We start from the raw sequence: 26,608 nt of genomic DNA, 5'->3' as shown, positions 1-26,608 counted from the left end.
AAAACATCTCCTAAAAAATCATTTTCCAAGGCAAAATTGATTGAACAACTGATCGAGTAATTCATCCTGGACAGAATCACCAGTAATTTCACCTAGTAAATCCCATGCACGAGTCATATCAATCTGGACAATATCCACTGGCATGCCGAGCTGAATCCCTGTTGTAACGCCATTTAAGGCTTCAAGTGCTTGATGAAGGAGCGCAATGTGTCGAACGTTCGAGACATAAGTTGCATCACCCGCATCAATATCACCAGCAAAAAATAGTGTTTTAATTGCTTCTTCCAAAGCCTCTAAACCTTCATCGTTTACTAGCGAAGTAGAGACAATTGGATTTTCTCCCGCAAGTTCACGAACTCTATCTATATCAAGCTTTGTTTCCAAATCTGTTTTATTTAAAACGACCACATAATTATGACCCGCGGCTGCTTCAAATAACGCTTCATCTTCCCCTGTCAGCTCTTCGTTTTGATTTAATACTAGCAGGATAAAATCGGCATCCGCCAAGGCTTTTCTTGAACGTTCTACACCAATTTTTTCCACAATATCTTCTGTCTCACGAATTCCAGCTGTATCGATTAAACGCAGCGGAACACCGCGAACGTTGACGTATTCTTCTATAATATCTCGCGTCGTCCCAGCAATATCTGTGACAATCGCTTTTTCTTCTTGAATTAGTTGGTTAAGCAAGGATGATTTCCCGACATTTGGTCGACCGATAATGGCTGTTGCAAGGCCTTCACGTAGAATTTTCCCTTGGCTTGCTGTTTGTAAAAGTTGCTCGACGGAAGCGCGAACTAGCTCTGTTTTCTCCAGTAGCATTCGCTGGGTCATTTCCTCCACATCATCGTACTCCGGATAGTCGATATTTACTTCGACTTGTGCTAATGCATCCAAAATTTCTTGACGTAAATTGCGAATCAACCGTGAAAGATTTCCGTCCATTTGCCGAATTGCCACGCCCATCGCCCGGTCTGTCTTGGCGCGAATTAAGTCCATCACAGCCTCCGCTTGCGACAAATCAATTCTTCCATTTAAAAATGCCCGCTTTGTGAATTCACCTGGTTCAGCTAAATTAGCCCCATTTCTTAGTAATAGTTGCAAGACGCGATTGACCGAAACGATTCCGCCGTGCGCGTTGATTTCTACCACATCTTCTCGTGTAAAAGTACGCGGCGCACGCATAACCGTGACCATTACTTCCTCAATTACTTCGCCGTCTTCTTTTATATGACCGTAGTGAATTGTGTGACTTTCTGCTTCACTTAAGCTATTTTTGGCATAAAAAATACGATCCGCTATCTGAATCGCCTCTGGACCGCTTAATCTAATAATAGCAATGGCCCCTTCTCCCGGCGGTGTTGAGATTGCAGCAATAGTATCAAATTCCATTCTTTACTCATCCTTTCTCATTAGAAGTTCAGCTCAAATAAGCCTTATCCTATTTTGAATAAATTTTGGCACGTGATTTTGTGCATTTTCAACAACTTACGCTCCGCTTTGACCAAAGCAATTAAATTGTTAGTATTTTGAAGGTTATCCATAGATTTATTAACATATCCACAGAAAAACCATTAATAAAAATTCATCCCTACTATTTTAACTTATCCACATGTGAATAACAATAGTTTTATCTCTACTAGTTAAGAAAACTTAAATTTTCTCGTTAAAGCTTTAACATATCCTTCCACTTCCTTGGATTTAACTCAACTCTTTTACTCTATACTAAAGTCAAAAGGAGGAGAAATAATGAAACTACATAAGCTAACATGGATACTATTAATGTTGCTATTACTACTCTCAGCGTGTTCCACGAAGCAACCAAATGTATACTTATCAGCAAATGCCGCTGCGGTTTATTCGACCGAAAATGGTAAGGCGTTTTACGAAAAAAATGCCGATAAAGTTATGCCAATCGCGAGTTTAACAAAATTAATGACGGCATTTTTAGTACTTGAGGCTGTGGATAACAAAAAATTATCTTGGGATGAGGAGTTAGATCTCATTCGTCTGGATGATCCTTCCGCGGTTTCACTTTACGCAATTACACAAAAAAGAACATGGTCAGTCAGAGATTTATATAGCGCCATGCTCGTTATGTCAGCAAATGATGCCGCAGAGACACTAGGCAACCGTTTAGATGATGCTAATTTCCCCCAAAAAATGAATAATGAAGCTAAAAAATTAGGATTATCGAGTAAAACCAAATTTGTCAGTGCCAGTGGACTCGATGTTGACGGTAAAATGGCTGTTTCTACCACAAAGGATTTATTTTTGCTATCATCTAAATTAATTTCCACTCATCCTGAAGTGTTAGAGACAACTTCCAAATCTAGCATCATAACCGAAGAAGGAGCAACCCTTGAATCAACCAATGACTCTATCGGTTCAATACAAGGTTTAGATGGACTGAAAACTGGTTTTACGGATGAAGCCGGCTATTGCTTTATCGGAACAGCAAAGCGCGATGGAAAGCGTGTTATTTCAATTGTTTTGGATGCGGATACTGCGGAGAAACGTTTTAAGGATACGGAAAAATTGATGGGGATTGGGTTTAAAGGACTTTAGTCACACAAAAAAGGGATTTGCTAAAAAGCAAAATCCCTTTTTGATGGCTTATTTTTTTTGAAAAAGCTGCATTCGCGTCATTGAATCCGCTAATTCTTCGTCATGATCTATACAGAAAAATTTAAAATCCGCTGTTTTATTGATTTTTTTGAAGGTTTTTGTCTCCGAAAATTGAATTATACTTTCTGTAAAAGCATCTAGCAGCTCATTTACAAATGCTTTCCATGCTTGATAATCATCATCAACTTCATTAGGGTAAATTTTATTAAATATGGCGCTCAGCTCTTCTTCACTAAAAACATAAAATGTATCAAAACATTGGTATTTCCAATCGCCTGTATTGTATTTCAATTCTTGAATATTTTCTTCCGTTTGATAGCTTTCACCATACTTGCCACTTTGATAATATGCCAGTATTTCAGCAAAAGCTTCTTCCGTATTTACGCATAAATTGATTTCCGCATATTCAGCATTACAATCGAATGCAAAAGCATAATATGTTAACTCAGGATTTTCTTGCAGGAATTTTTCCACCCCTTCAATCGCGAAATTTACGATTTTTTGTGTATCAATCTTCATGTTGCTCTCGTCCTCTCTGTTTGTTGTTAGATTTTTAAGGCACAAAGGTACTTCTCCATGTACGTATCTTTATTTTTAGAATTATACTGCATGATAAAACGTGGATGTTCTAAAGGTATAATCGTCTCAAAAAAATGATATTCTTCATTTATTTTTGATAAACATTTAAAATTCTCTCCGCTACCAATGCAGTAACAAACCGAAGTATCCATTCCAAAGCCTATTTGACTACGAATTGACTCTAAAATAAACGGCATTAGCGCTTCTTGTAATTGTTTTTTCTCGTAATAGTTACAATTGACTTCATTACCTTTTGCGTTTATACGAACAATCCCTAGCGGACAGACAAAATTCATATAAAAGTCATTATAAAATTGCTCACAACCTCCATATTCATTCATAACATCATATAAAAAATCTGATGAAGACTGATTTATATAAAATGTATCAATAAAAATGCCCGTTTCACTTTGGAGATGTTTGGCATCTTCAAAAGGAACACCTGTCACAGCAGAACCTCGGCGAGCAGGTGAACTTCCGAATATTACTCGGCGTGGTTTCGTGTCATTGTAGTATTTCTGATAAAACCTAGTCGTTATATTTCGCACTAGTTCTTTTTGATCGCCCTCATATGGGTTAATTACGCGATACCCGGCCGGCAAATCCATTGAGTTACTCGAAAGTGTTTCGTTAAAATGTAGTATTTGTTTAGCCAAAGTTGCTTTTTCTGTCATGTAGCACTCTCCTCTCTTCCTACCTCACAACCTGCCAAACACGCTCAAATAATTCCGCGTATCCCGCTTTTTCCCAGCGGCCCGCAAAATAAGGGTTGTGAAAATAAATAAATGCCGTAATAATCGCGTCACCTTGGTTCACCCGGCCGCTAACTTCCTCTGCTTTTTGCGCGAGATGTTCGATATGATTTTTCACTAATTCTTCCTTTTGTTCAATATAATCGGTGTAAAGTAAAAACATTTTTCGGTCGGTTTTATACAGGGTTTTCTTGGTGTCAGCTAAGAGCCATAACCAGTCATGGAGCGCATCGTCCGGGGAAGCATCTTTCTCTTTCGTCCAAGCAAAAATCTCCCGCGATGTCTCCTCTAGCCACCGTAACGCCAGCTTTTGAAATAAATCTTCCTTGTTTCGATAATGCTTATAAAGCGCCGCATGCGTGACGTTCAAATTTCCCGCAATATCATAAAGCGTCGTTTTTTCCATCCCTTTTTCATAAATAATTTGTTCAGCCATATCTAAAATAATTTCTTGGGACAATCTCGCCATTGTAATACCTCGATTCAACTCATTCTTTGTTTCTAATTATACAGGAAAATTAAAAAGTTACAAATCCTTGACAAAGTAACCAAAAGGAGTATACTTCCAACTATAAAGTTACTTAATATAAAAAAAGTAACTAATGAAGGAGCGAATAGATTATGGCTAATAAACGTGTCGCATTTATTTTAGGGGGATCTGGCGGTATTGGAAAAGCCATTGCCGAAAAGTTAGTCGAGCAAAACTTTGCGGTTGCTGTCCATTATTCAGGTAACAAAGTAAAAGCAGAAACACTTGTCGAGGAAATAATAAAAGCTGGTGGTGAAGCGATTAGCGTTGGTGGTGACGTGGCTGAAGAAGCGCAAATGATTGACGCATTTGAATTAATTACAGCCCATTTTGGTGGGGTAGATGTTGTAATAAATACGGCAGGCATTATGAAATTAAGTCCCATTGCTACTTTAGATATGGAAGATTTCGATTTGATTCAACGTACCAATGTGCGAGGAACTTTCGTCGTTTCCAAACAAGCTGCCCTAAGCGTTCGAAAAGGTGGCGCGATTATTAATTTCTCCACTTCGGTAACGCGTACCAGTTTTCCGGCATATGGGGCTTACGTTGCTAGTAAAGCCGCAGTCGAGTCGCTCACTTTAATTTTAGCGCGCGAGCTTCGTGGGAAAGATATTACCGTTAACACCGTCGCACCCGGACCAACTGCAACCCCACTATTTTTAACCGGAAAAGATGATGAAACAATTGAAAACTTAGCAAAAGCCACCCCGCTAGAACGTCTAGGACAACCTGATGATATTGCTGAAACAGTGGCTTTTTTAGCTGGACCGGCACGCTGGGTAAATGGCCAAACAATTTTCACCAATGGCGGATTAGCTTAATAAAAATAGGAGGAAAACCTAGTCTAACTGGTTTTCCTCCCATTTTTTATTCACTGATTACCGAACGTTTTTTTATCGCTAGAACAATAATTCCTGATACTAAGAAAGTGAGCGCCAAGAAGAGAAAAGCTGATTGATAAGAGTTCGTTGCATTAACTAAATCCCCAATAATCATCGGTGCGAAAAAGCCACCTAAAACCCCGCCCGAGTTAATAGCAGCGTATTTTGTCGCAATATGGCTCTGTTTAAATAATTTATGCGGCAACCCCATTAAAGTCGTAAAGGCCATAATTAGAAAAATATTACATAAACACAAACAAATAATCGAAAGTATCAACTGATCAAACAAGTACACCCCGTAAACCGTAAACGCTCCGAGCACACTAAATGTAAAAATGACGATCGGCTCTTTCCCTTTGAAGAAACGACTAATAAAATAGCCACCAATAACACCCGCAATTAAAATACAAAGTCCCGCTAAAGAACTAATATAGCTCACTTCGCTAATAGAAATCCCCCTAGCCTCATTCAAATAAGAAGCAAGCCAACTTGTTAAACCGTAGTTCGCTGCATTTATAAAGAGTGCCGATAATAAAAGAATCCACAGCTGTTTATCCTTTAAAAGCTCTGAGAAAGGTACTTTAATTTTTTCTTTTTGCGTGCTTTTATCTATTTTTGGCGCTTTTGGAACTACTAATAAAATTAATAATCCAATGAAAATCACCACAATACCAATCCAATAATAAGTATTACGCCAGCCAACTGATAGCAATAGTTGCGCAATCAAAAGCGGACCAATAAATGCCGCAAAACCAGAGGAAGCGAGCATTGCTGACTGCGCAAAACCTCGCTTGTTTAATGGAATATGAAGAGAAATATAGTTGCTAACAGATGGCGGATAACCCGCATGCCCGAACGCTCCAGACAAGAAACGAATCACAACCAAAAACAGCAAGGAATAACCAAAACCAAAAATAATAAGAAACAGCCCAACGATAATTATCGATATAGCAAGAACAGGACGCGCACCAATCCGATTATTTAAATACCCCATTGGAATTTGAAAAAGCGTGTAACCAAGAAAGAAGGCACTTAAAATCAACCCCTTTTGACTTGGATCAAATCCTAAATCCTGAGAAACAGTCACAAGTGAAATTCCGATAGTATATTTATCCACGTATACACTGGTATAGCCTATAAATAGAACAAGTAATACCATTAACGAATGCTTTTCTCCTTTTACCTGATTCATTTGACCTCACTCCACTCTTCTGTAGTCCCACTACTAAAAAAAGAGCATACCCAGATTCATTTTCTGACTATGCTCTTTTCAAAGCTATTATCCATTCAATTTAAAATAATCTAAAACGACGTCGGCAACTGATTTAGCAGCAACTAACAACGCATCTTCATCAATATCAAATTTCGGATGATGATTAAAATAAGCGTGCGGGGTGTTTTTCGGTTTCGCACCAATATAGAAAAAGACACCCGGGATTTTTTGTAGATAATATGCAAAATCTTCTGACCCTGAAAGCATATCATACATGGAGATGTCTGTTAAGTACTCTCCTAGACCTTTTTGCAAACTAGCGACAACTTGTTCTGTTACTACTGGGTCGTTGTATAGCGGCGGGTAATCGTTTGTATAAGTGAGTTCCACGCTCACGCCAAACATCGCCTCAATACCAGAAACAATACGGTGAATTTCTGCGTCTATTTTATCACGATTTTCCGTGTTCATATAACGCACATCGCCTTCTAACTCAACCGCATCTTTAATAACGTTAAAACTACCTTTACCGTCAAAAGAACCAATCGTTATAACGCCAGTATCAAATGGGTTCAAACGGCGGCTCACTACTGTTTGAATGGCTGTCACAAAATAAGCACCCGCGACAATCGCATCATTTGCCATATGTGGAGACGAACCATGCCCGCCAACGCCTTGAATTTTAAGTTTAAAATAAGTGCGACCAGCCATCGCGTAGCCACTATGATAATAAACTTGTCCACTTTCACCAAATGGAAATACGTGAATACCAAAAATTTGATCCACATCATCTAAAATACCAGATTCAACAACGCTTTTCGCTCCGCCGGGTGGTGTTTCTTCAGCATGTTGATGAATAATTTTTATCGTTCCAGGGATATTTTCTTTTAGTTGAATTAAACAATCTGCCAAAACAAGTAAATAAGCAGTATGTCCATCATGACCACATGCATGCATTACGCCAGGGTTTTTAGATTTAAATGGTAAATCAGTTTGCTCTTCGATGGGAAGGGCATCAAAATCGGCACGTAACGCAATTGTTTTCCCCGGTTTCCCGCCTTTAATCGTTACAACAACCGCATGGCCATTTCCCACTTCAGTTGCCACTTCCACGTCTTTTCCTTTGTAAAAATCTTGGATGTATTTTGCTGTTTCTGTTTCATGAAACGATAATTCAGGATGTTCGTGCAAATGCCGTCTAATCTGAGTGATTTCATCTTTTCGTTCCTGAAGCATATTCATTAACTGAGTACGCATGATAAATACAACCTCCTATTCTTTTGCGGCTTTTAATTCAAGTGCTTTTTTCGCTGATGGAGTTGTTACAGCGACGGAAATAAGTGAAACGACACAAAAACCGACGTTAGTTAAAAGCCCCACCATTGCAGCTAAATCAATATTTCCAGAAAGTGCAATTACACCATAAATCGTAGCGGAAATTGCCACACCGAATGAGCCACCTAGCGAACTTGCCATTTTGTAAATACCAGAAGCTACTCCGACTTTATCTTCTGGAGCATTAGAGATAGCTGTATCTGTTGAAGGAGTTGCATACATACCAAGTCCGATACCAAATAAAGCAAATCCAACAAACACAAGCACCGTATACAATGTTCCTGGAATAAAAGTGAGCGCCATTAAAGCAATACCAACCGCCGTAATCCCAGAACCTAAAATCATTGGTTTACGCGCGCCAACACGTTGAAGAATTTTTTCACCTATCCGAATCATTCCAAGCACACAGACAAGGTAACCGATAGAAAGTAAACCGGATTGGAATGCTGTAAAACCGCGACCAATTTGCACATAAGTATTTGCAACAACAAGCGTTCCAGCAGCTGCATTTAACAAAAAGTTGGAAAGTGTCGCGCCTGTATAAGCTTTATTTTTAAATAACGAGAAATCAATAAATCCATTTGCTTGTCGTAGTTCCACTCGGAAAAATAATCCCGCAGAAATAAGGAAAACAACGAGCATCGCGATAGTAATTGGGCTTGTCCAACCAAATGTAGCCCCACGAGTGATGATAAGGTTTAAGCAAACCATTGCGATAACAAAAAGAACAAGACCAAATGAATCAAATTTTGCTTTTGTATTTTGAACGACTTTACTTTCTGGAGTACCTTTAATTAGTAGCATTCCAAGTAGTGCGAATACGATGGAAATAATGAAAATCCAGCGCCAGCCCATGTATGTTGCGATTGCGCCACCTGCGAACGAACAAATACCTGATCCGCCCCATGAGCCAATTGACCAGTAACTAAGTGCTCTTTGTCTATCTGCCCCGTCAAAATAAGTTTTCATTAAGGCAAGAGTTGCTGGCATAATACAAGCAGCTGAAAGACCTTGAATAATCCGGCCGATAATAAGTAGCGTCGACCCTTGAGTGACAACAAGTAGCAGTGAACCGATGATACTAAGAATAAGTCCGATATAAGTTAATTTCACGCGACCAAATTTGTCAGCCATACCACCTGCTACAACAATAAAAATACCTGAAAATAGCGCGGTTAAGCTGATGGCAATACTAAGTAAATCAGAGGAAATTCCAAGGTCAGATTGCACGGCCGGAACGATATTCACCATTGATTGAGCAAAAAGCCAAAACGTGATAACCCCAAAAACAATCCCAACGATTAGTTTATTTGTACCTTTATACGCTGTTGAAGTCATTAGTTATTCTCTCCTTTTAAGTAATCTACAACACAAGCTCCCATTGCTTTTGATGCAATTAATAATGAATCTTCATTGATGTCGAATTTTGGATGATGATGCGGATAAAAATGACCATCTGCCGGCATTGCTCCCACATAGAAAAATGAGCTTGGGCGTTCTTTTGCATAATAAGCAAAGTCTTCTGAAGGTGGTTGCGGTTCACAGCGCACAACATCCGTGATTTCAGGGATTTTCGCCCCTTTAATAGATTTAACAACGAAATCAGTCAAAGCTTCGTCATTATTTAAAACCGGATAATCATTTTTGTAATCAAGTTCACAAGTAACGCCAAACATTGCTTCTATGCCGCTAACGATACGGGTAATTTCTTTTTGAATAATGTTGCGTGCCTCTTCAGACATCGAGCGCACATCGCCTTCAAGCTCAACCGCATCCTTTATAACATTAAAACTACCTTTTCCGTCAAAAGAACCAATCGTAATCGAGCCAACATCAAATGGGTTTAAACGGCGACTAATAACAGTTTGAACAGCTACTACAAATTCACTTGCCGCAACAATAGCATCATTCGCTAAATGCGGAGATGAGCCGTGTCCACCTTGACCTTGTACCTTAAGTTTAAAATAAGAACGACCAGTTTGAATCGCACCCTCACGGTAGAAAACTTCGCCTGTTTTCATTGTAGACATCACATGAATTCCAAGTACATTATCCACACCATCCAGCGCCCCATCTTGAATCATTTGAATCGCGCCACCAGGAGGAGTTTCTTCCGCATGTTGATGTAAAATAACAAGTTTTCCTGTTAATTCTTCTTTCATTTCAATAAGTGTTTCGCCTAAAATAAGCATATAAGCAGTATGACCGTCGTGACCACAAGCGTGCATTACACCAGGATTTTTAGATGCAAAAGCTAAGCCAGTTTCTTCTTGGATAGGAAGTGCATCAAAATCAGCGCGAATTGCCAGTGTCTTGCCCGGCTTGCCTGTATCAATCGTTACTACAACGCCATTCCCGCCAACATGCGTCCGCACATCGCAGTCCATTTCTTTATAAAAACCCGCAATATACTTCGCCGTATTCTCCTCTTGAAAAGAAAGTTCAGGGTGTTCGTGTAAGTAACGACGAATTTCTATCATTCGATCTCGTTTTTCGTCTAGTTTTTGAAATAACTTCTCTTTCATTGTCCAAACCTCCATTTTTAATACATCTGCTGGCCAGAACATCCGTATTTTTAACTACACCTTTATTATAAAAAAAAACAAACTAAAAGAAGTTTGCTTTTTTGCTTAGTTTTAGCTTGAAATTTTCTTCTTTTCTAAACCGCGTCAACCAATGTCAAAAATTCGGTGTTAAGGGCATAAAAAAAGCTCAACTGCAAGAGTTGAACTTTTTAAATCGTACTTCTAAACTCATAAAAGTGAATTGCATTAATATCCAAATACGCATAAAACGACCAATCTTCCGTAATCGTCTCATCGCTCACCGTAAGTGTCGGCTGAGAGGCATCAACAATATAATCCAAAATCTCTTTATCCAGTCCATACTTACTATTAAGCTGCCAATACTTCGAATAAAGTGCCCCATTATCGCGGTCGAATTGCCATTTGCACACTTGGTATTCACCCGCTTGAAGCCCCGTTATTCGAATATGCATTTCTTTCTGCTCTTCCTTAGTAAATCTCTCTTCCACAGAATATCTCGGGTTAATATTCGCACAGTTCATCAGAATAAGTTGGTATCCGTCTGTATGCTTCGTCATAATAAAATCCGCACCCTCAGCAACAACAACACCCTTAAGCCTCCTCAAAAACTTCACCGCATAAAACGCCGGTCTTTTTCCGTCAAAAAAGTGGAACATTTCAATCCCATCTAAGCTAATATTTAACTGGCTGTCATCACCTTCATGCAGTTCTGTATTAATCCAAAACCCTAGTGCATCCACTTCTGGCGCCAAATCTAGCATTGTTTTTAAAACCAACGCACCTCGGAAAAACGTACCATTCGTATACCGCGTATTTCCCGTGAGCGTATTCCAGTTCACCAGCATAAGAGGTTTATTAATATGATGATGTTTCAAAAAAGCCTTCAACTTCCGCGTTTTAGATAAACAATAATCTTCGGAAATCATAAACGACTTCATATCTTCTTTCGAAAAATCCACCGCTTCATTTTGATTCGCATTATAGGCCACAAAATCAATTTCATCAGCCACATCTAAAAACCACGTATGCCGTTCTGGAACTTCATTTTTAGAAAGTGAAAACGGGACAAAATTTCCGACTTGGATAGCTTGAAAACGCGATTTTATAATATGATATATTTTCAAATAAATTTTTTTCAGCTCGTCTTTATCAGCATATGTATTTTTCGGTTCAAAAAACATAAAATGCCACTTAGAAACAAATTCCCGCCCAAAAACTTGCATACAATGCTTTAAAAAATGATCCAAGCGCTCAAAAACAGCGGCTTCCTCACCTACAATATCTTGATACTCTATGCGAATGAACAACTGTAAATTTTGCTGTTTTAAAAACGTGAGCGCCAAATCTGCATTAGCGTACGGTGAAGATGTCGGCACTAGCTCGTCCGTTTCCGTTTCAGGCAAGAACGTCGATCCCCTAAACAAATGACGAATGCCAATATAATTAATCCCAATTTCATCGCGTGTCGTAATAATCTGCTTTTGCACGTTAGCTTTAAGCACTTCTTTAAGCTCACCAATGGTTAAAATATTCATATTCTCGCTAAGGCAACGAGCCGCCTTTTCCGTAATATCAATTTTCTTTTTCTCAAATGGCGCTTTATTTAATTCCTTACCCGGCTCCACATCATGATAAAGCCGCGACAAATTCACTAAAATTTCCGGAGATGGTACAATTTGCTCTATACTAGCGCCCAGCTCAGATGTCTTATTGTCTATTAACAAATTCGTTTCCACATGATGTTCGGATCGGTACTCACTTGGCGTTAGCTCAAAATGAAACTTAAACACTTCCGAAAAATGCTTTTGACTCGAAAAACCGTTTTTTAACGCGATTTCCGTAATACTTTCCGCCGAATGCAGTAAATCTTGAATCGCATGCTTCAATCGAACTTCTGTCAAATACTGCAAGAACCCAAGCCCCGTCGTCTTTTTAAAATAACGTGATAAATACGCCTCACTTAAAAACTCTTTTTGTGCAAACTCACGAAGCGACAAGGCTTCATCAAACCGCTCCTCCACTTCTCGAATAATGCGCGAAATCCGTTTATCATTGACTTCTTTCCTAGCAGAAGATGGAATCCCTTTTTTCAAAAAACGCGTAAGTAATAATAAGATTTGGAACAACGCCGATTGCGCTTCTAATTTATTCGCTCGTTTCTTCGTCGCCGAAGCAATCAAAAGCTCACTCACCGACTTCCTCAACGACCCCACAACCCGCTCTCTCCCAGGGTCACTCTCCTTCGAGAAAAATTTAAAAGAATGCTGAAAATAATCCTCATAATAATGCGCAAAAAATGTATCTGAAATCGTTAAATCAATAATTAAGTTAGCTTCATTTCCTTCAATTGTATAAAAAGTGTTGCGATCGAGGACTAAAATATCGCCTTCCTGCAAGTAAAATTTTTGCTCAGAAATCTTGATTGTTATTTGTCCAGAAATAGCAAATACCAATTTAGTTCCAAGTGAGATTTCCGACGTCAGCTGCTTTATGTGTTGAATACCAATCGTATAATCTTTTAAATGAGACACTCGATTCACTCCTTCGTTTAACTTAATCGGACACTTTTATATTATCATAAATAGCGGAAATTGATTGGTTTGTTTTAATTTACTCATGCAAAAAACCAGCCGAAACTAATTCCGACTGGCTCCTGATCTCAATCTTCTTCCACTTGAATAGAAACACCCACATCCAGTAATTCCTCAACCGCATCAATCACAGAAAACTCCCCATAATTGTATATCGCTTCATCTACAACTAAAATCGGCAAAGCTTCCATTCCATTCTTATCAATTAGGGCTTGAACCCGCTCTGGCAAGTCCACTTTCCCGACCTCTCCTAGCTGAATATCAAACACAATACCTGTATGATCAAAATGGATTTTTCGCTCAGCTTCACTTTGATTCATAAACATTTTCCATATCTCTAGGTTAATCTCAGACTCATTTTCCGCAGAATAAAAGTAACTAATTCGCTTCATCTTAAAACTACTTACTTTCTAAATCGTGGACAAACAGCCCACTTAATAATTTCGGTTCAAACCAAGTCGATTTTGGTGGCATAATCTCCGCAGCATCCGCTACACCAAGTAAATCGTCCATTGTCGGCGGGTACATCGCAAATGCCACCGAATGACTGCCATTATCCACCAAACGAGTTAGCTCTTCTAAGCCACGTATTCCGCCGACAAAATCAATGCGGTTGTCGCGACGAATATCTTCAATTCCAAAAATCGGCGTTAAAACTTGCGATTGTAATATCGAAACATCCAACTGACCGATAACATCGTTCGGAATCACATCGCTTTTCGCCGTAAGTTTGTACCAATTTCCATCTAAATACATCCCCACTTGTTTTGGCTTCTCTGGTTTAAATGCTTCTTTCCCAACCTTCTCCACCTCAAAACTAGCTTCTACTTTACTAAGGAAATCCGCTTCAATTGGCACATTCACAACCCGATTATAATCAAGAATTTCTAATTGCTCTTCTGGAAAAACAACCGATAAGAAGAAATTAAATTCTGCTTCTGGTCCAGCCTCTGGAAACTCTTCGCGCCGTTTCAAACCAACTTTTACAGCAGATTCCGTTCTATGGTGACCGTCTGCGATATATAGTGCTGGGACTTCCGAGAACGCCGCTGACAGGTCTTCTAGAATATGAGCGTCCGTAATTGCCCAAGCCTTATGAGTGACCCCGTGGAAGCTCTCAAAGTCGTATTCAGGTTCATTTTCATTCACCCAAGACTCAATAAGGGTATTAATCGCTTCTTTTCCACGATAAGTAAGGAAAATTGGACTTGTATTCGCATCACAAACATCCACATGGCGAATCCGGTCTAACTCCTTCTCTTCCCGAGTCAGCTCATGTTTCTTAATCTTGCCGTTCAAATAATCATCAATCGACGTACAAACAACCAGTCCCGTTTGCGGACGACCATCCATCGTCAGTTGATAAATATAAAATGCCGGGTTTGCTTCTCTTCCAAGCCAACCATCCAGCTCAAATTGCTCCAAATTATCAGCCGCTTTTTGATAAACAGCTGGGTCATAAGGGGAGATTGCCGGATCTAAATCAATTTCCGCCTTATCAATATGTAAAAAAGAATACTTATTTGCATCGCCAAGTTCGCGCGCCTCTTCCGAATTAAGTACATCATATGGCAACGAAGCCACTTTTTCCGCTAGATTTTTAATTGGACGTAATGCTTTAAATGGACGTATATTTACCATTGTTATCCTCCTTTTTAGTAAAAGAGCATGAACCCGTCTGGCAATAACCATAAAGTTTCATGCTCTCATTATTTCCCGGGTAATAATTTTAAACTGTCACACCTAATGGTTCAATAACTCGAACACGCAAAACCCCTTGGACAGCCAATAAATCACTTTTCAGTTGTTCCAAATTAGCTTGCGTTTCCTTATCAATATCAATTAATGTGTAGGCATATTCATTTTTACTACGGTTTATCATATCTAAAATATTTAGGGAATATTTCCCAAGCTCTGTCGTGATTTGTCCGACCATGTTCGGAATGTTTTTGTGGCAAATACCAATTCGCGGATGCCCGTTATAAGGCATTTCCACATTTGGATAGTTAACAGAGTTTTTAATGCTACCAGTTTCAAGGTAATATTGTAATTCTTTTGCAGCCATTTTAGCACAGTTGGTTTCGGCTTCTTCCGTTGATGCGCCTAAATGAGGAAATACATGCACTTTTTTATGGTTTAATAATTCTTTTGTCGCAAAATCTGTAATATATAAACGTAAAAGTCCATCATCTAAAGCTTCTTTCACAGAGGCTGAATCCACTAGCTCACCGCGTGAAAAGTTTAGTAAGACCGCATTATCCTTCACTAATTGTAACGTTTCTGCATTGAACATGCCACGAGTTTTATCCGTTAATGGCACATGAACCGTTAAATAATCGCATGTTGCTAAAACTTCTTCAATCGTCATCGCGCGTTCCACTTCTTTAGAAATTCTCCAAGCAGTATCTACGGAAACGAATGGATCATAACCGACCACGTCCATCCCAAGAGATAGCGCATCATTTGCCACTAAAGCTCCAATTGCACCTAGGCCAATAATTCCAAGTTTTTTGCCAGCAAGTTCTGTTCCCGCGAAAGCTTTCTTCCCAGCTTCAACTTTTTGTTCCACATCATCTTCGGCCGGTAGTTCTTTCACCCATTCCGTACCTTCCAAAATTGGACGCGCCGAAACGAATAAACTTGCAAGAACCAGTTCCTTTACAGCATTGGCATTCGCGCCAGGCGTATTGAATACAACAATACCTTTTTCAGAACAATTTTCTACTGGGATATTATTAACTCCTGCACCAGCTCTAGCAACTGCCTTCACTGTTTCTGGAAAGTCAAAATCGTGTAAGTTATAACTCCGTAGTAAAATCCCGTCTGCTGGCTGGTTCGCATCGATCACATATTTCTCAAGATCAAATGTCTTTAAGCCTTCTTTAGCGATAGCATTAAACGTTTGGATATTAAACACGTACTTCTCCCCCTTTTCTTGCATTGGCAAATTTTTCCATAAAGGCGATTAGTGCTTCTACCCCTTCAATTGGAAATGCATTGTAAAGACTTGCTCGCATACCGCCCACGGAGCGATGTCCTTTCAAGTTTTTAAAACCATTTGCTTCAGCTTCTTTAACAAAAGCTTTATCAAACTCTGCAGAATTCGTCACAAAAGGAATATTCGTAAGCGATCTTGCAGAAGGTTCGACCGGTGAAGAAAAGAAATCCGATTGATCGATATAATCATATAATAATGCCGCTTTTTTTCGATTTAACGCTTCAATTCCAGCAACGCCACCTTGTTCTTTAATCCATTCGAATACTAATTTTGCTACATAAACAGCAAAAGTTGGTGGTGTGTTGTACATGGAACCATTTTCGGCCTGTACTTTAAAATCTAACATAGAAGGAAGTCCCTCTACTTGCCCGATTAAATCTTCACGCACGATGACAAGCGTTAACCCAGCAGGACCAATGTTCTTTTGCGCTCCTGCATAAATCAAACCGAATTTTTTCACATCATAAACGCTTGATAAAATATTAGAGGACATATCTGCAACGACCGGGACAGCTGAGTCTGGCACATCAAACATTGCTGTTCCTTCGATTGTATTATTTGTTGTTACATGTAAGTAAGCAGCATCATTTGAAACTGTAGGAATTTCAGGAATATAGCTGAAATTACGGTCTTCCGATGAGGCAATTACTTCCACCTCAACACCCTGAATTTTTTTAGCTTCAGAAATTGCTTTCTTCGCCCAAGATCCAGTGTTTACATAGACTGCTTTTTTACCATTTGCAAGATTCATCGGCACCATATCAAACTGCAAACTCGCGCCACCTTGCAAAAATAGTACTTTGTAATTTTCTGGAATCCCCATCAATTCTCGAATTAAACTCTCCGCATCGTCTATGATGTTTTGAAATAATTCTGACCTATGACTCAGCTCCATTACTGACATTCCTGAACCATTATAAGAGAGTAGCTCCCTTTGAACCTTTTCAAGTACCGGTACTGGTAAAACTGCCGGACCTGCCGAAAAATTATAAACACGTTCCACTCAACATCTCTCCTGTCATCAAATTTCCCCAATTACTTACAAAAATTTTTCACCAGTAATTCATAACTACTGGCCGGATATGAGCCTTCCTCGTTACACTTATGCTTTTCGAAGTTCTGTTCTTAAGAAATAAAAAAGCCGAACCTGTGATATTCTACACAATATTCGGATTTTTCAGCGCTTAAAAGTAAACACTGCCTTTTGTACTTTTGTATATTATAGCAGAAATAGAGCTGTTTTTCAGAAAATTTATACTAAATCTCCAAATAAATGTGATGTTTAAACATTCTGACATTAAAAAAGTGCGAGAATCCGCTATTTAAAGCAATTCTCGCACATATAAAATTTGAAAACAGCTTCACAAGAGATGTCAGCTATTTTTCACTTTTCGCCCTAAAGTTAACCAATACACCACAAAAAATATGACAAGCGCAATAATTGCTGTGCGGTACATAATAGCATAATTGTAGTAAGTCGCCACAATACTTAAACCAAAACTACCAACAGCCATCCCAATGTCCATTCCTGAAAGAAAAGTACCGTTCGCAGTTCCTTTGTTATGTGGCGCAGCTCGGTCAACAGCAAGTGCTTGGAGTGCCGGTTGTGCCATCCCGTATCCTAGTCCAAAAAACAATGATGCGACAAATAAGCTGATCGCTCCGGTTGCAAAAGAAAGAATTAATATTCCAATAATCATGGATAGCGCACCCGGAATAATAACAAAACGATGTCCTTTTGTATCATAAAGACGCCCAGCAAACAACCGACTAATAAGCACCATAATTGCTTGCCCGATAAAATAAACCCACGTTGTCGAAATCCCAATTTCCGTCCCGTATACCATCATAAACGTCTGAATACCACCAAGCGGAATAGCCATTAGCAAACATAGCCCTGCCGGAAGTAGCGCCGTTTTCTCGAACAATTTCATTTTTTGATGGACGATCTTTTCTGATTTTGGAATTTTCACTTGTGTCATTAAAAGTAAAATAAACACCATCAAAACAAGCGAAAAAGTCACTAAAACATCGAAAGAAAAATAATTCATGATTAAAATAGCAATAATCGGCGCCAATGACATTCCAAGCGCAGTCGTAAGCCCGTAAAAGCCAATTCCCTCTCCCGTTCTGCTCGGCGGTACTAATTTAGATACCCCTGTCGAAATTGACGTCGTGCCGATACCCCAGCCAGCCCCGTGAAAAAGCCGTAACACAAGCAAAGCCGCAACCGCCGTCGACCAATAAAAGTTCACTGTCGTTAAAATTAAAATCAAAAAACCTGCAATAATTAATACTTTAGGTCCAAATTTATCGTTCCAACTTCCAGCGATCGCCCGCATAAGTAAGGCGACAATTGAAAATAGCCCTACCGCTAAACTAGCTTCCATTTGTGTTCCGCCAAGTTCAATAATTCGGGCTGGTAACGTCGGCATAAACACCATAAATCCAATATATAAAAGCACACTACCTAATAATAAAAATACGTAGTCCTTCGTCCAAAGTCTTGTCTTATTTTCCAAAATTTACCCCTCTTTACTCTATATTAGTAGAAATGTTCTTTAAAATAGCCGTGAATTGCTCCAAATCCGCGCGAGTAACCCCAGCAAACATTTTTTCACAACTCGCCTCCACAATATCCCGAAGTTCTGTCGTTTCTTTTCTCCCTTTATCCGTTAATGACAAAAGCGAAATTCGTCTATCTTCTGTGCTAATTTCCCTCACAATAAGCTCTTTTCGAAGCAAAACGTCGACAATCCGGTTCACTGTGGGCGTGTCTTTTTTTGTCCAAAGTGCAATTTCTTTTTGAGAAATCGGTTCGTTCGCCTCAATCCCCTCCAAAACTGACCACTGCTCAGGGGTTACATCATAGCTTGCAATAGAACGCATCAAAAACAAGTGCATTTTCTTCGCAGTCGTATTCACATCAAATGAGATTTCATCATAATATCCGCGCATTTCTAACCTCTTTTCTATTGTCGTAACAATAATTGTCATAACAACTATTATACATATGGATTCCTTTTTTGACAAGAAAAAACAGCCGAATAAACGACTGCTTCTATAATAATTCAACATCTATAATATCTCTAAATTCAATTACATATTCATGTCCAACAATATCTGTAAAAATAACTTCTTCCGTTAACATGTCGATTTCAAGTGGCACCAAGTCTTGTTTTTCAATTTCTCCTAGCCCAAGAAAGGCGGAAGGATATTCAAATGATGCTAGACGTAAAGAAGAAACATCTGCTTCTTGAAAAAATTTTAGTCGAACGACCCATTCGCGCTTCATGGCGTCTTTTAATGTGATAAAGAAGCTCTCGCGTTCTAAATAATCCACTTCTGGCCGACTCGTTAAAAAAGCAGCATTCTTCTCTGTCCGCACTTGCTCTTTCTGAATTGCCGTAACCATAATTATCACCTCTTAATTTTATTATACGAACAAATGTTCTTAAAAGCAAGTTTTTTACTTAAAAAGTTTTTTTATAAGAGCCGTAATCGGTTTAGCGCTTACATAATCTTTTTCCGACAAAAACACTTGCAAATTAATAAATAGTTGCTATACTTATGTAAGTAAATAACATTAACAAAGGAGTTTTATTATTATGACTAATACATTTTTAGATTCTATTAAAGTTCGTCGTTCCATTTATGCACTAGATAAAAACGTTTCCGTAGAGGATTCCAAAATTGAAGAAATCATTAAAGACGCAGTTAAATACAGCCCATCTTCTTTCAACTCTCAAAGTTCTCGCGCTGTTATTCTTTTAGGAGAAAACCATGATAAACTTTGGAATATCGTAGAAGACACATTACGCGCTATCGTACCTGCTGAAAACTTTGCAGCTACTGAAGAAAAAGTTGGTTCTTTCCGCGCTGGATACGGAACAGTTCTTTTCTTTGAAGATACTGCTGTTATTGAAGGTCTACAAGAAAACTTTGCACTATATGCAGATAATTTCCCTGTATGGTCTGAACAATCTTCAGGTATTGCACAACATTCAGTATGGGTTGCTCTTGCAAACGCTGGAATTGGCGCATCTCTACAACATTACAACCCACTAATTGACGATGCTGTTAAAGCTGAATGGAATATTCCTGCAAGCTGGAACTTACGCGCTCAAATGCCGTTTGGTAACATCGTTCAAGAAGCTGGCGAAAAAGAATTCATCGATGACGCTGACCGTTTCCGCGTTTTCAAATAATAAATGTTTCACGTGAAACAAAAAATTCCGCGACCATTAAATTGGATCGCGGAATTTTTATTTTGCTAGACTATTAAACCTACTTCTAAGTTCATCACAACTGACAATACCAGCAATTGCGCCTTTAATTTCTCCATCAACAAGAACAAGCGAATTCGGTATCCCTTTTACATCAAACTTTTGAGCTAATGCACGTTGTTTATCTACATTAATTTTCACAACTTGGACATTACCTTCTTCCACCTCAGAGAATTGCTCAAGCGTTGGCCAGAAACAGCGGCACGGAGCACACCATTCTGCCCAAAAATTAAGTAATATTTTAGGATGGCTACTAATAATCTCTTCCAAGTTCTCTTCTTTTGCAAAAATAATCGCCATACATATCCACCTCACATTCAGAATATTCCAAAGTTGTATCGTGGTCAAGCAAAGGGTTTTAGAATAGCAATATATCTTGCTTTTTGTTCACTTTTTGACACTTTTGTTTCACGTGAAACATTTTATTTGCTATGTAATATCTCTAAAATACGTAAATCTAGCAAACCAGTATTTTTCACTGTCATATCCGCATCACGAAGTCCAGAACCAACACCCACGCTTATAATTCCAGCTGCATTAATTGCTTCAATTCCAGCTTGGGCATCTTCAATTCCAACTACTTCTGATGGTTCTAAGCCTAAACCGCGACATGCTTCCATAAAAATTTCTGGATCAGGCTTTGATTTAGTAATTTTAGCAGCATCAACAATGTAATCAAATTCTTGTTCCATTTCAAGCGCACTCAATACCGTACGAGCATTTTTTGAAACAGATGCAATCGCGCATTTAAGATTTTGCTTTTTAAGAGCTACTATAAGTTCTTTTATTCCTGGTAAAACATCTGCCGGCGTAATTTCTTCGAGCAAGCTCACATAGAATTCATTTTTATCTGCTGCAAGTGCTTCGATTTGTTCTTGTGTGAAGTCATTTTCGCGGCCGTCTTTCTTTAAAATAAGAAGTAGGGAGTCAATTCTACTCACTCCTTTTAAATTCTCATTAAATGCTTCATCGAATTCAATTCCAATGCTCTCTGCTGTTTTTTTCCAAGCCAAGTAATGGTAATGCGCTGTATCTGTGATGACACCATCTAAATCGAATACTACTCCTTTTAATGCTGTTGTCATTCTACTCGTCCTTTCCAAACTGCCGCAACATTTCGTGCGGTTCTTCTTAGATTATTTGGGGTTTCTTTAAGTATTTTTTCTAAAGTTGTTGGACTCGCAATTGAGGGAAATACCGCGTGGATTCCGGCCTTATAGACAGCTTCAAGACCCTCTCCTACGCTTCCACAAATTGCAAAAACGGGTGTTCCATCAGGTACTTCTTTCGCCACGCCCACTGGTGCTTTTCCTTGAGCAGTTTGTCCGTCCATTTTCCCTTCACCAACGATGACTAAATCGGCATCTTTGCAAACTGCTTTAATTTGAAGTGCCTCGATTACAAAATCAATTCCAGACAGCAGATTCGCCTCTGCAAATGTTGCAAGTCCAGCGCCAATTCCTCCCCCAGCACCAGCTCGTGCCATTGTTATCATCGCTGGATTGGCCAGCTGATAAAAATGATGCATTGCCTCGTCTGCGCTCGCGAGATCAGTGGCAGCTAACCCTTTTTGTGGGCCGAATACATAGGATGCGCCTTCTTTTCCACAAAGCGGATTTTCAACGTCGGTTACTATATTTATCGTGATGTTTTTAAGCTCAGCAGGAACATTTTCAGAGCGGATGGTTGCGATGCTAGCTAAATTTGCGCCGATTGGATTTACGACATTGTTTTCTAAATCTAAAAATTCATAGCCGAGCGCGCTAGCCATACCAATTCCGCCATCATTTGAAGCGCTTCCACCTATGCCAATGATAACCTCGGTCGCACCTTTTTTCATTGCGTGCAAAATTAGTTCGCCCACTCCTTTTGTGCTCACTTGAAGTGGATCACGTTTAGTTACTGGAACTAGATGCAAACCGCAAACCTCAGCCATTTCGATCAGCGCTTTTTTATTGCCCTCTGTAAAGGCAACTTTTGCTGAAACAGGCTCGCCAAACGGACCAGAAACATTGATTTTCGTCGTTTTCGCATCCAAGGCTCTACTTAAAACATCAAGCGTACCCTCGCCCCCATCGCCAACTGGGAGTAAATGGTAGTCTGCATGTGGATAAACTTCTTGAAAGCCCTCTTTAATATACTCTGCCACCTCGTGCGCCGTCAAACTTTCTTTAAATGAATCCGGTGCAATGACAATTTTCATAAAGACACATCCTTTTGTTCCATCTTAATCGTTAATGTATCCGTTAATTGCTGTTTTTCTCCGTAGATAACTAATTCTAGCATGCTTTTTGTGTTTTTTGAAAGTTGTAACGTGTTTGGCGCTATTTCTACTAGAATTGTTTCACCTTTCCACATGAATTCAAATTTAACAAACCGCCATGCATCTGGCAAATCTGGCGCTATTTCTAATAATTCTCCGCTAGTATCAATGCCTGCAAACCCAAAAACCACTGCCAGCCAAATTGCCCCCAGTGAAGCCGCATGAAGGCCGTCATCTGATGAATGTGGTTCGTCCCCAAGATCAATTAAACACGCTTCTTGGAAAAATTGATAGGCTTGCTCGCGGTTTCCTGTACGATTTTCCACAATGGCATGAATCGCTTTACTTAAAGATGAATCGTGAATGGTTCGTTTTTCATAATAATCTAGGTTTTTCTTCACAGTTTCTGGCGCAAACCTCTGAGGAAACAAATAGAATAACATCACTAAATCAGCTTGCTTTAAAATCTGTAATTCATTCACTTCTTGCCGCGAGTAATCTAGTAAAATCCCTTGTGTTCCTTGCGCAGCCTTATATTTATCTAAATTTATCCAATCTTTTTGTAAAAAAGTATCATCTTGCGGAATTAAGCCTGTTTCATTTGCGACCGGTAAATATAAGTTTTTAAGAAACGCTTTCGCACGTGACTCAAAAGCTTCATTATCGCGGTTCCATTCCAGCGCCATTTTCACATTATAGTGCGCCATGTAGTTGGTGTAAGTATTATTATCGATGTGCTCTGTATATTCATCCGGCCCAATCACATCGAGAATTTCCAGTCGACCGTTGCGGTTAGTTGCTCGACTTATCCAAAATTCTGCTGTTTCGAGGAGCAGTTCAGCACCACAGTCACTCATAAACTGAGCATCACCTGTTGCAGCTTCATATTCACAAACGGCATAAGCAATATCCGCCACTAAATGATGCTCTGAGATGGCAGAAGCTACTTTTTGCCGTGTTCCAGTCCGGATGTTAATTGCTGCAAACTCCGGCGTTTCTTCCTCACCAGAGAAGGCACTTTCCCACGGGTAAAGCGCCCCATTATATCCATTTTTCAACGCTTTTTCTTTCGCTTCTTTCAAATGAAGATAACGATATTCTAGCAGTTGTTTGGCAATTTCCGGCTTATTATAAAGGAAAAATGGCATAATGAAAATTTCCGTATCCCAAAAAACATGTCCTTTGTAACCTTCCCCGGTCAGCCCCTTCGCACCAACACTACAGCGAAAATCATCTTTCGGCGTCATAATTTCTAAATGATAGCACGCAAAATCTAATGCAAACTGGTCAAAATCATTCGTGCTCTCAACGCGAACACCCGCATGCTCCCAAAAATCTGCCCAAGCTTTTTCCGAATTTGCTTTCAGTTCAGCATAAGTCTCGTTTGGAAACTCCACGTCCACCTCATCAAGAGATGTTTTAACCAGGCTTATTTTCTCCAAAGCGAATGTTTGGTTGGCTGCGATTTCTTGCTCAACTTCAGTCATTAATTGGCGATTTTTAGCAGTGAAAACCCCTTTTTGACTGACTTTTGTTGCCACAGTAATTCGCTGTTTGCTTTCAATCGTTTCATATTCACCAACCATCAGCTCTTCATCAAAAATCCGTAAACTAGATTCTGCCAACTGTTGCGTTCCAAAATTGGTTTGTTGTGCATCAATACCTGTTTTTATTTTCACTTTCGCACATCCACTTAAAGGCGTTATCTCCACTCTTGCCGCAATAACATGTTTCACAACCTTTGAAGCAAATCGATAAAAATTTAGTTGGTACTTGTCGCCGGCGCTGTTTTCCCAAATAATTTTCCTAACTAATTCTCCTGTATTCATATCTAAAAATCGTTCATACCCATGGACTTTCCCTGCTTGCATCGAAAAAACTTCCCCGTCAAGCGTCACTTGGAACCGTGTCACATCCGGCAAGTTCACTAGCTCCGAACTCACTGAACCGCTCGGACGATTATAAATTCCTGCCACATACATACCACGAACTTGCTCCGGATATTCTTCTTCAAGAGCACCGCGCACACCCAAATAGCCGTTTCCGACAGTCATTTGGCTCCCATATTTATTTAGATAATTTAATGCAAATTCCTTCTCGATTATTTTCCTCATAAAAAAACACTCTCACCTTTTTCTGCCGATTCGTATAAACTTTCAACGATTTTTTGTATTCTGTAACCTTGTTCAGCGCCAGCAAGTTCTAAATCCCCCTCGCCAAGAACGCTATCAACAAATGCTTTCATGCTGTTATCGTGTTTATTTTCCTCCAGTTGACCTAAGCTTTCCAACAACTGAAATTCCCCTGCGTTATCCGTATAAATTTCAGCCGGATATAAACTTCCACCAGCTAAATCCCCAAAAAAGTCGACATTTAATGCGCTCTCTGGTTTAATATGTAACGCAAAAGAAGTATCCAGCTCAATTAATCCGCCATTTTCCAGTTCAATAAAACCAAATAAAGCATCCTCGACTGTATATTTTTCTGGATCCCATGACCCGAATGTTCCCGCGCTTTTCTTTGTACCGATTTTTTGAAAGCTTTTTGCCGTAACTTTCTTCACTTTTGGAAAACCAAGGACAAACATCGCCGCGTCGAGCATATGAATTCCCATATCAATCAGCGGACCGCCGCCTTGCATTTCTTTATTCGTAAAAGTTCCCCAACCTGGCACACCAGAACGACGAAGCGCGGTTGCTTTCACACAATAAATTTCACCTAAAAGCGCCGAATTTTTCTTTAAAAACTGTGCTTCACTAGAAAAACGATGATGAAAATCATACGCTAAAATAGCTTCTTTTTCCTTAGCAAGATCCCACATCGCCTTCGCTTCTGCTGCACTCATTGCGGGTGGTTTTTCACACATAACCGCAGCCCCGTGCCTAAGAGACAACATCACATTATCAAAATGAAACCGATTAGGCGTACAAATACTAACTATATCAATTTTTTCTGTAGCAAACATTTCCTCCGCCGTAGCATAATGCTTCAAAAAACCATTGTTCAAACGAAACTCTTCGCCTCGTTCCATACTAGGATCACAAACTGCCACAAGTTCTAACTCATTTCTTGTCTTATAATATGCAGCATGAACCTTCTCAGCGACTTGTCCTGCTCCTATGATTGCAACTCTTTTCTTCATATCCGAAACTCCTTTTAGAAAAATCCGTCCGCTTTGATTGGGACGGATTTTCTATTTTAAATTAAACAGCTTTTTAAATGTGCCAACGCATCTCTATAAGCTTGTTCTGGATTCTCACTACGAACACGACATTCAAAAGTTAAAAATCCGCTGTAACCATTCTTTTTCAGTTGATCAAAACTTGTTTTAAAATCAAGGCTGCCGCTTCCTGGTTGATAGCGATGATTGTCAGCAACATGAATATGACCGATGGAATCTTTATGCTCTTCAAGCGCAGTTGGAATGCTATCTTCTTCAATATTCATATGATAGAAGTCAGCGATAATTTCTACATTTTTAAGTTCATTTTCATCAATATATTTCTGCGCATCACTTAGCAAATTAATCATGTGATCTTGGTATCTATTAAGTGGCTCAAGATAAACTTTCGTCCCAGTTTCACCAGCAATTTTATCCAAATAAATTAACGACTCGCTCACTGCTTTGAAATCTCCGGCTTGGCTACGCGGCGAAACCATTGGTGGAAGACGATAAGTGAACATTCCCCACGCCGCTGGAACAACAATCCCTTGCCCACCAACTTCTGCTAAAGCTTCTAAAATCGCCTTAATTTCTTCTAAACCGTTCAGTCTGCGCTCTTCAATGAAGTCACCAATCCAGCCGTCATAGCCACCACATGCAGTACTAACAGGTAGCCCCGTTTTCTTGATAGCACTCTTCACTTCATCCAAATTCTCAACAAGCAATTTACCATCAATTTCAAAACCTTCAAAGCCCATTTCTTTTACATAAGCAAATTTTTCTTCTATATTTTCTGGGAAAAATGCTTGGTTTTGTGTTCCTAATTTCATTATTATCGCTC

Annotated in this window: 25 protein-coding genes; 3 read left to right on the top strand and 22 right to left on the bottom strand. The window is 39.4% G+C overall.

Annotation, left to right across the window (positions count from 1 at the left end; translation table 11 throughout):
- Positions 1-18: 18 nt before the first annotated feature.
- Positions 19-1,392, bottom strand: a complete 1,374-nt coding sequence (gene mnmE, locus AC4PG8_RS11035; protein WP_492170364.1) for a tRNA uridine-5-carboxymethylaminomethyl(34) synthesis GTPase MnmE — start codon at positions 1,390-1,392, stop codon at positions 19-21.
- Between the two features lie 357 nt (positions 1,393-1,749).
- On the opposite strand from mnmE, the gene AC4PG8_RS11030 reads away from it, so the two are divergent.
- The gene (locus AC4PG8_RS11030) at positions 1,750-2,568 is read left to right on the top strand and encodes a D-alanyl-D-alanine carboxypeptidase PBPD2 (protein WP_185501275.1); all 819 of its coding nucleotides are present in this window, start codon (positions 1,750-1,752) and stop codon (positions 2,566-2,568) included.
- A gap of 48 nt (positions 2,569-2,616) precedes the next feature.
- Here AC4PG8_RS11030 and AC4PG8_RS11025 read toward each other — a convergent pair whose 3' ends face one another.
- Genes AC4PG8_RS11025 through AC4PG8_RS11015 form a run of 3 tightly spaced genes read right to left on the bottom strand, consistent with a single transcriptional unit; the run spans position 2,617 to position 4,428 of the window.
- The gene (locus AC4PG8_RS11025) at positions 2,617-3,147 is read right to left on the bottom strand and encodes a DUF4303 domain-containing protein (protein WP_160466441.1); all 531 of its coding nucleotides are present in this window, start codon (positions 3,145-3,147) and stop codon (positions 2,617-2,619) included.
- A gap of 26 nt (positions 3,148-3,173) precedes the next feature.
- Entirely contained in the window at positions 3,174-3,881 is a 708-nt protein-coding gene (locus AC4PG8_RS11020; RefSeq protein WP_492170363.1) for an SMUG2 DNA glycosylase family protein, read from the bottom strand.
- A gap of 19 nt (positions 3,882-3,900) precedes the next feature.
- Positions 3,901-4,428, bottom strand: a complete 528-nt coding sequence (locus AC4PG8_RS11015; protein WP_185541048.1) for a TetR/AcrR family transcriptional regulator — start codon at positions 4,426-4,428, stop codon at positions 3,901-3,903.
- Positions 4,429-4,580: 152 nt separating this feature from the next.
- Between AC4PG8_RS11015 and AC4PG8_RS11010 the strand changes: the two genes are divergently transcribed.
- Positions 4,581-5,312 (top strand): SDR family oxidoreductase, encoded by a 732-nt coding sequence (locus AC4PG8_RS11010; protein WP_185541047.1) that lies wholly within the window; start codon positions 4,581-4,583, stop codon positions 5,310-5,312.
- 46 nt (positions 5,313-5,358) lie between these two features.
- On the opposite strand, the gene AC4PG8_RS11005 is transcribed toward AC4PG8_RS11010, so the two are convergent.
- The 12 genes from AC4PG8_RS11005 to AC4PG8_RS10950 form a co-directional block, all read right to left on the bottom strand.
- The gene (locus AC4PG8_RS11005) at positions 5,359-6,564 is read right to left on the bottom strand and encodes an MFS transporter (protein WP_185511001.1); all 1,206 of its coding nucleotides are present in this window, start codon (positions 6,562-6,564) and stop codon (positions 5,359-5,361) included.
- An 87-nt stretch (positions 6,565-6,651) separates the two neighbouring features.
- Positions 6,652-7,842, bottom strand: coding sequence for a M20 family metallopeptidase (locus AC4PG8_RS11000; RefSeq protein WP_185543358.1), 1,191 nt, complete (start codon positions 7,840-7,842; stop codon positions 6,652-6,654).
- Positions 7,843-7,857: 15 nt separating this feature from the next.
- Positions 7,858-9,258 carry an MFS transporter gene (locus tag AC4PG8_RS10995; protein WP_003768773.1) on the bottom strand — a complete coding sequence of 467 codons (1,401 nt, stop codon included), beginning with the start codon at positions 9,256-9,258 and terminating at the stop codon, positions 7,858-7,860.
- Positions 9,258-10,460: a M20 family metallopeptidase gene (locus AC4PG8_RS10990; protein WP_185541099.1), complete on the bottom strand. Its 1,203-nt coding sequence runs from the start codon at positions 10,458-10,460 to the stop codon at positions 9,258-9,260. The genes AC4PG8_RS10995 and AC4PG8_RS10990 overlap by 1 nt, the downstream gene beginning before the upstream one ends.
- A gap of 194 nt (positions 10,461-10,654) precedes the next feature.
- Positions 10,655-12,997 (bottom strand): helix-turn-helix domain-containing protein, encoded by a 2,343-nt coding sequence (locus tag AC4PG8_RS10985; RefSeq protein ID WP_185541044.1) that lies wholly within the window; start codon positions 12,995-12,997, stop codon positions 10,655-10,657.
- A 128-nt stretch (positions 12,998-13,125) separates the two neighbouring features.
- Entirely contained in the window at positions 13,126-13,449 is a 324-nt protein-coding gene (locus tag AC4PG8_RS10980; protein ID WP_185511007.1) for an arsenic metallochaperone ArsD family protein, read from the bottom strand.
- A 7-nt stretch (positions 13,450-13,456) separates the two neighbouring features.
- On the bottom strand, positions 13,457-14,698 hold the full coding sequence (locus tag AC4PG8_RS10975; RefSeq protein WP_033533751.1) for a DUF1015 domain-containing protein: 1,242 nt from the start codon (positions 14,696-14,698) through the stop codon (positions 13,457-13,459).
- 88 nt (positions 14,699-14,786) lie between these two features.
- Positions 14,787-15,974, bottom strand: a complete 1,188-nt coding sequence (locus tag AC4PG8_RS10970) for a phosphoglycerate dehydrogenase (protein WP_003764490.1) — start codon at positions 15,972-15,974, stop codon at positions 14,787-14,789.
- Complete coding sequence (gene serC, locus AC4PG8_RS10965) at positions 15,967-17,058, bottom strand: 3-phosphoserine/phosphohydroxythreonine transaminase (protein WP_033533750.1); 1,092 nt, start codon at positions 17,056-17,058, stop codon at positions 15,967-15,969. The genes AC4PG8_RS10970 and serC overlap by 8 nt, the downstream gene beginning before the upstream one ends.
- Positions 17,059-17,428: 370 nt before the next feature.
- Positions 17,429-18,577 carry a lmo2826 family MFS transporter gene (locus AC4PG8_RS10960; RefSeq protein WP_492170362.1) on the bottom strand — a complete coding sequence of 383 codons (1,149 nt, stop codon included), beginning with the start codon at positions 18,575-18,577 and terminating at the stop codon, positions 17,429-17,431.
- Between the two features lie 13 nt (positions 18,578-18,590).
- The gene (locus tag AC4PG8_RS10955; RefSeq protein ID WP_045553841.1) at positions 18,591-19,013 is read right to left on the bottom strand and encodes a MarR family winged helix-turn-helix transcriptional regulator; all 423 of its coding nucleotides are present in this window, start codon (positions 19,011-19,013) and stop codon (positions 18,591-18,593) included.
- A 103-nt stretch (positions 19,014-19,116) separates the two neighbouring features.
- The gene (locus AC4PG8_RS10950) at positions 19,117-19,470 is read right to left on the bottom strand and encodes a hypothetical protein (protein ID WP_003768791.1); all 354 of its coding nucleotides are present in this window, start codon (positions 19,468-19,470) and stop codon (positions 19,117-19,119) included.
- Positions 19,471-19,663: 193 nt separating this feature from the next.
- Here AC4PG8_RS10950 and AC4PG8_RS10945 point away from each other — a divergent pair, with 193 nt between their 5' ends.
- Positions 19,664-20,263, top strand: coding sequence for a nitroreductase family protein (locus AC4PG8_RS10945; RefSeq protein ID WP_003727590.1), 600 nt, complete (start codon positions 19,664-19,666; stop codon positions 20,261-20,263).
- A gap of 57 nt (positions 20,264-20,320) precedes the next feature.
- On the opposite strand, the gene AC4PG8_RS10940 is transcribed toward AC4PG8_RS10945, so the two are convergent.
- The 6 genes from AC4PG8_RS10940 to AC4PG8_RS10915 form a co-directional block, all read right to left on the bottom strand.
- Entirely contained in the window at positions 20,321-20,641 is a 321-nt protein-coding gene (locus AC4PG8_RS10940; RefSeq protein WP_003764496.1) for a thioredoxin family protein, read from the bottom strand.
- Between the two features lie 122 nt (positions 20,642-20,763).
- A complete protein-coding gene (pgmB, locus tag AC4PG8_RS10935; RefSeq protein ID WP_492170361.1) occupies positions 20,764-21,426 on the bottom strand; it encodes a beta-phosphoglucomutase in 663 nt (220 codons plus the stop codon).
- Positions 21,423-22,544 (bottom strand): glycerate kinase, encoded by a 1,122-nt coding sequence (locus tag AC4PG8_RS10930; RefSeq protein WP_492170360.1) that lies wholly within the window; start codon positions 22,542-22,544, stop codon positions 21,423-21,425. The genes pgmB and AC4PG8_RS10930 overlap by 4 nt, the downstream gene beginning before the upstream one ends.
- Complete coding sequence (locus AC4PG8_RS10925; RefSeq protein WP_492170359.1) at positions 22,541-24,718, bottom strand: glycoside hydrolase family 65 protein; 2,178 nt, start codon at positions 24,716-24,718, stop codon at positions 22,541-22,543. Before AC4PG8_RS10925 ends, AC4PG8_RS10930 begins: the two co-directional genes overlap by 4 nt.
- Positions 24,715-25,746: a Gfo/Idh/MocA family protein gene (locus tag AC4PG8_RS10920; protein WP_185325184.1), complete on the bottom strand. Its 1,032-nt coding sequence runs from the start codon at positions 25,744-25,746 to the stop codon at positions 24,715-24,717. Before AC4PG8_RS10920 ends, AC4PG8_RS10925 begins: the two co-directional genes overlap by 4 nt.
- Before the next feature lie 56 nt (positions 25,747-25,802).
- Positions 25,803-26,597: a sugar phosphate isomerase/epimerase family protein gene (locus AC4PG8_RS10915; RefSeq protein ID WP_185541035.1), complete on the bottom strand. Its 795-nt coding sequence runs from the start codon at positions 26,595-26,597 to the stop codon at positions 25,803-25,805.
- Positions 26,598-26,608: the final 11 nt, after the last annotated feature.

It is taken from the genome of Listeria sp. MAN/IMW/UF555, assembly GCF_058684075.1.
Note: the sequence above shows the minus strand (reverse complement) of the source record. Positions and strands in the feature narration are given on the sequence as shown.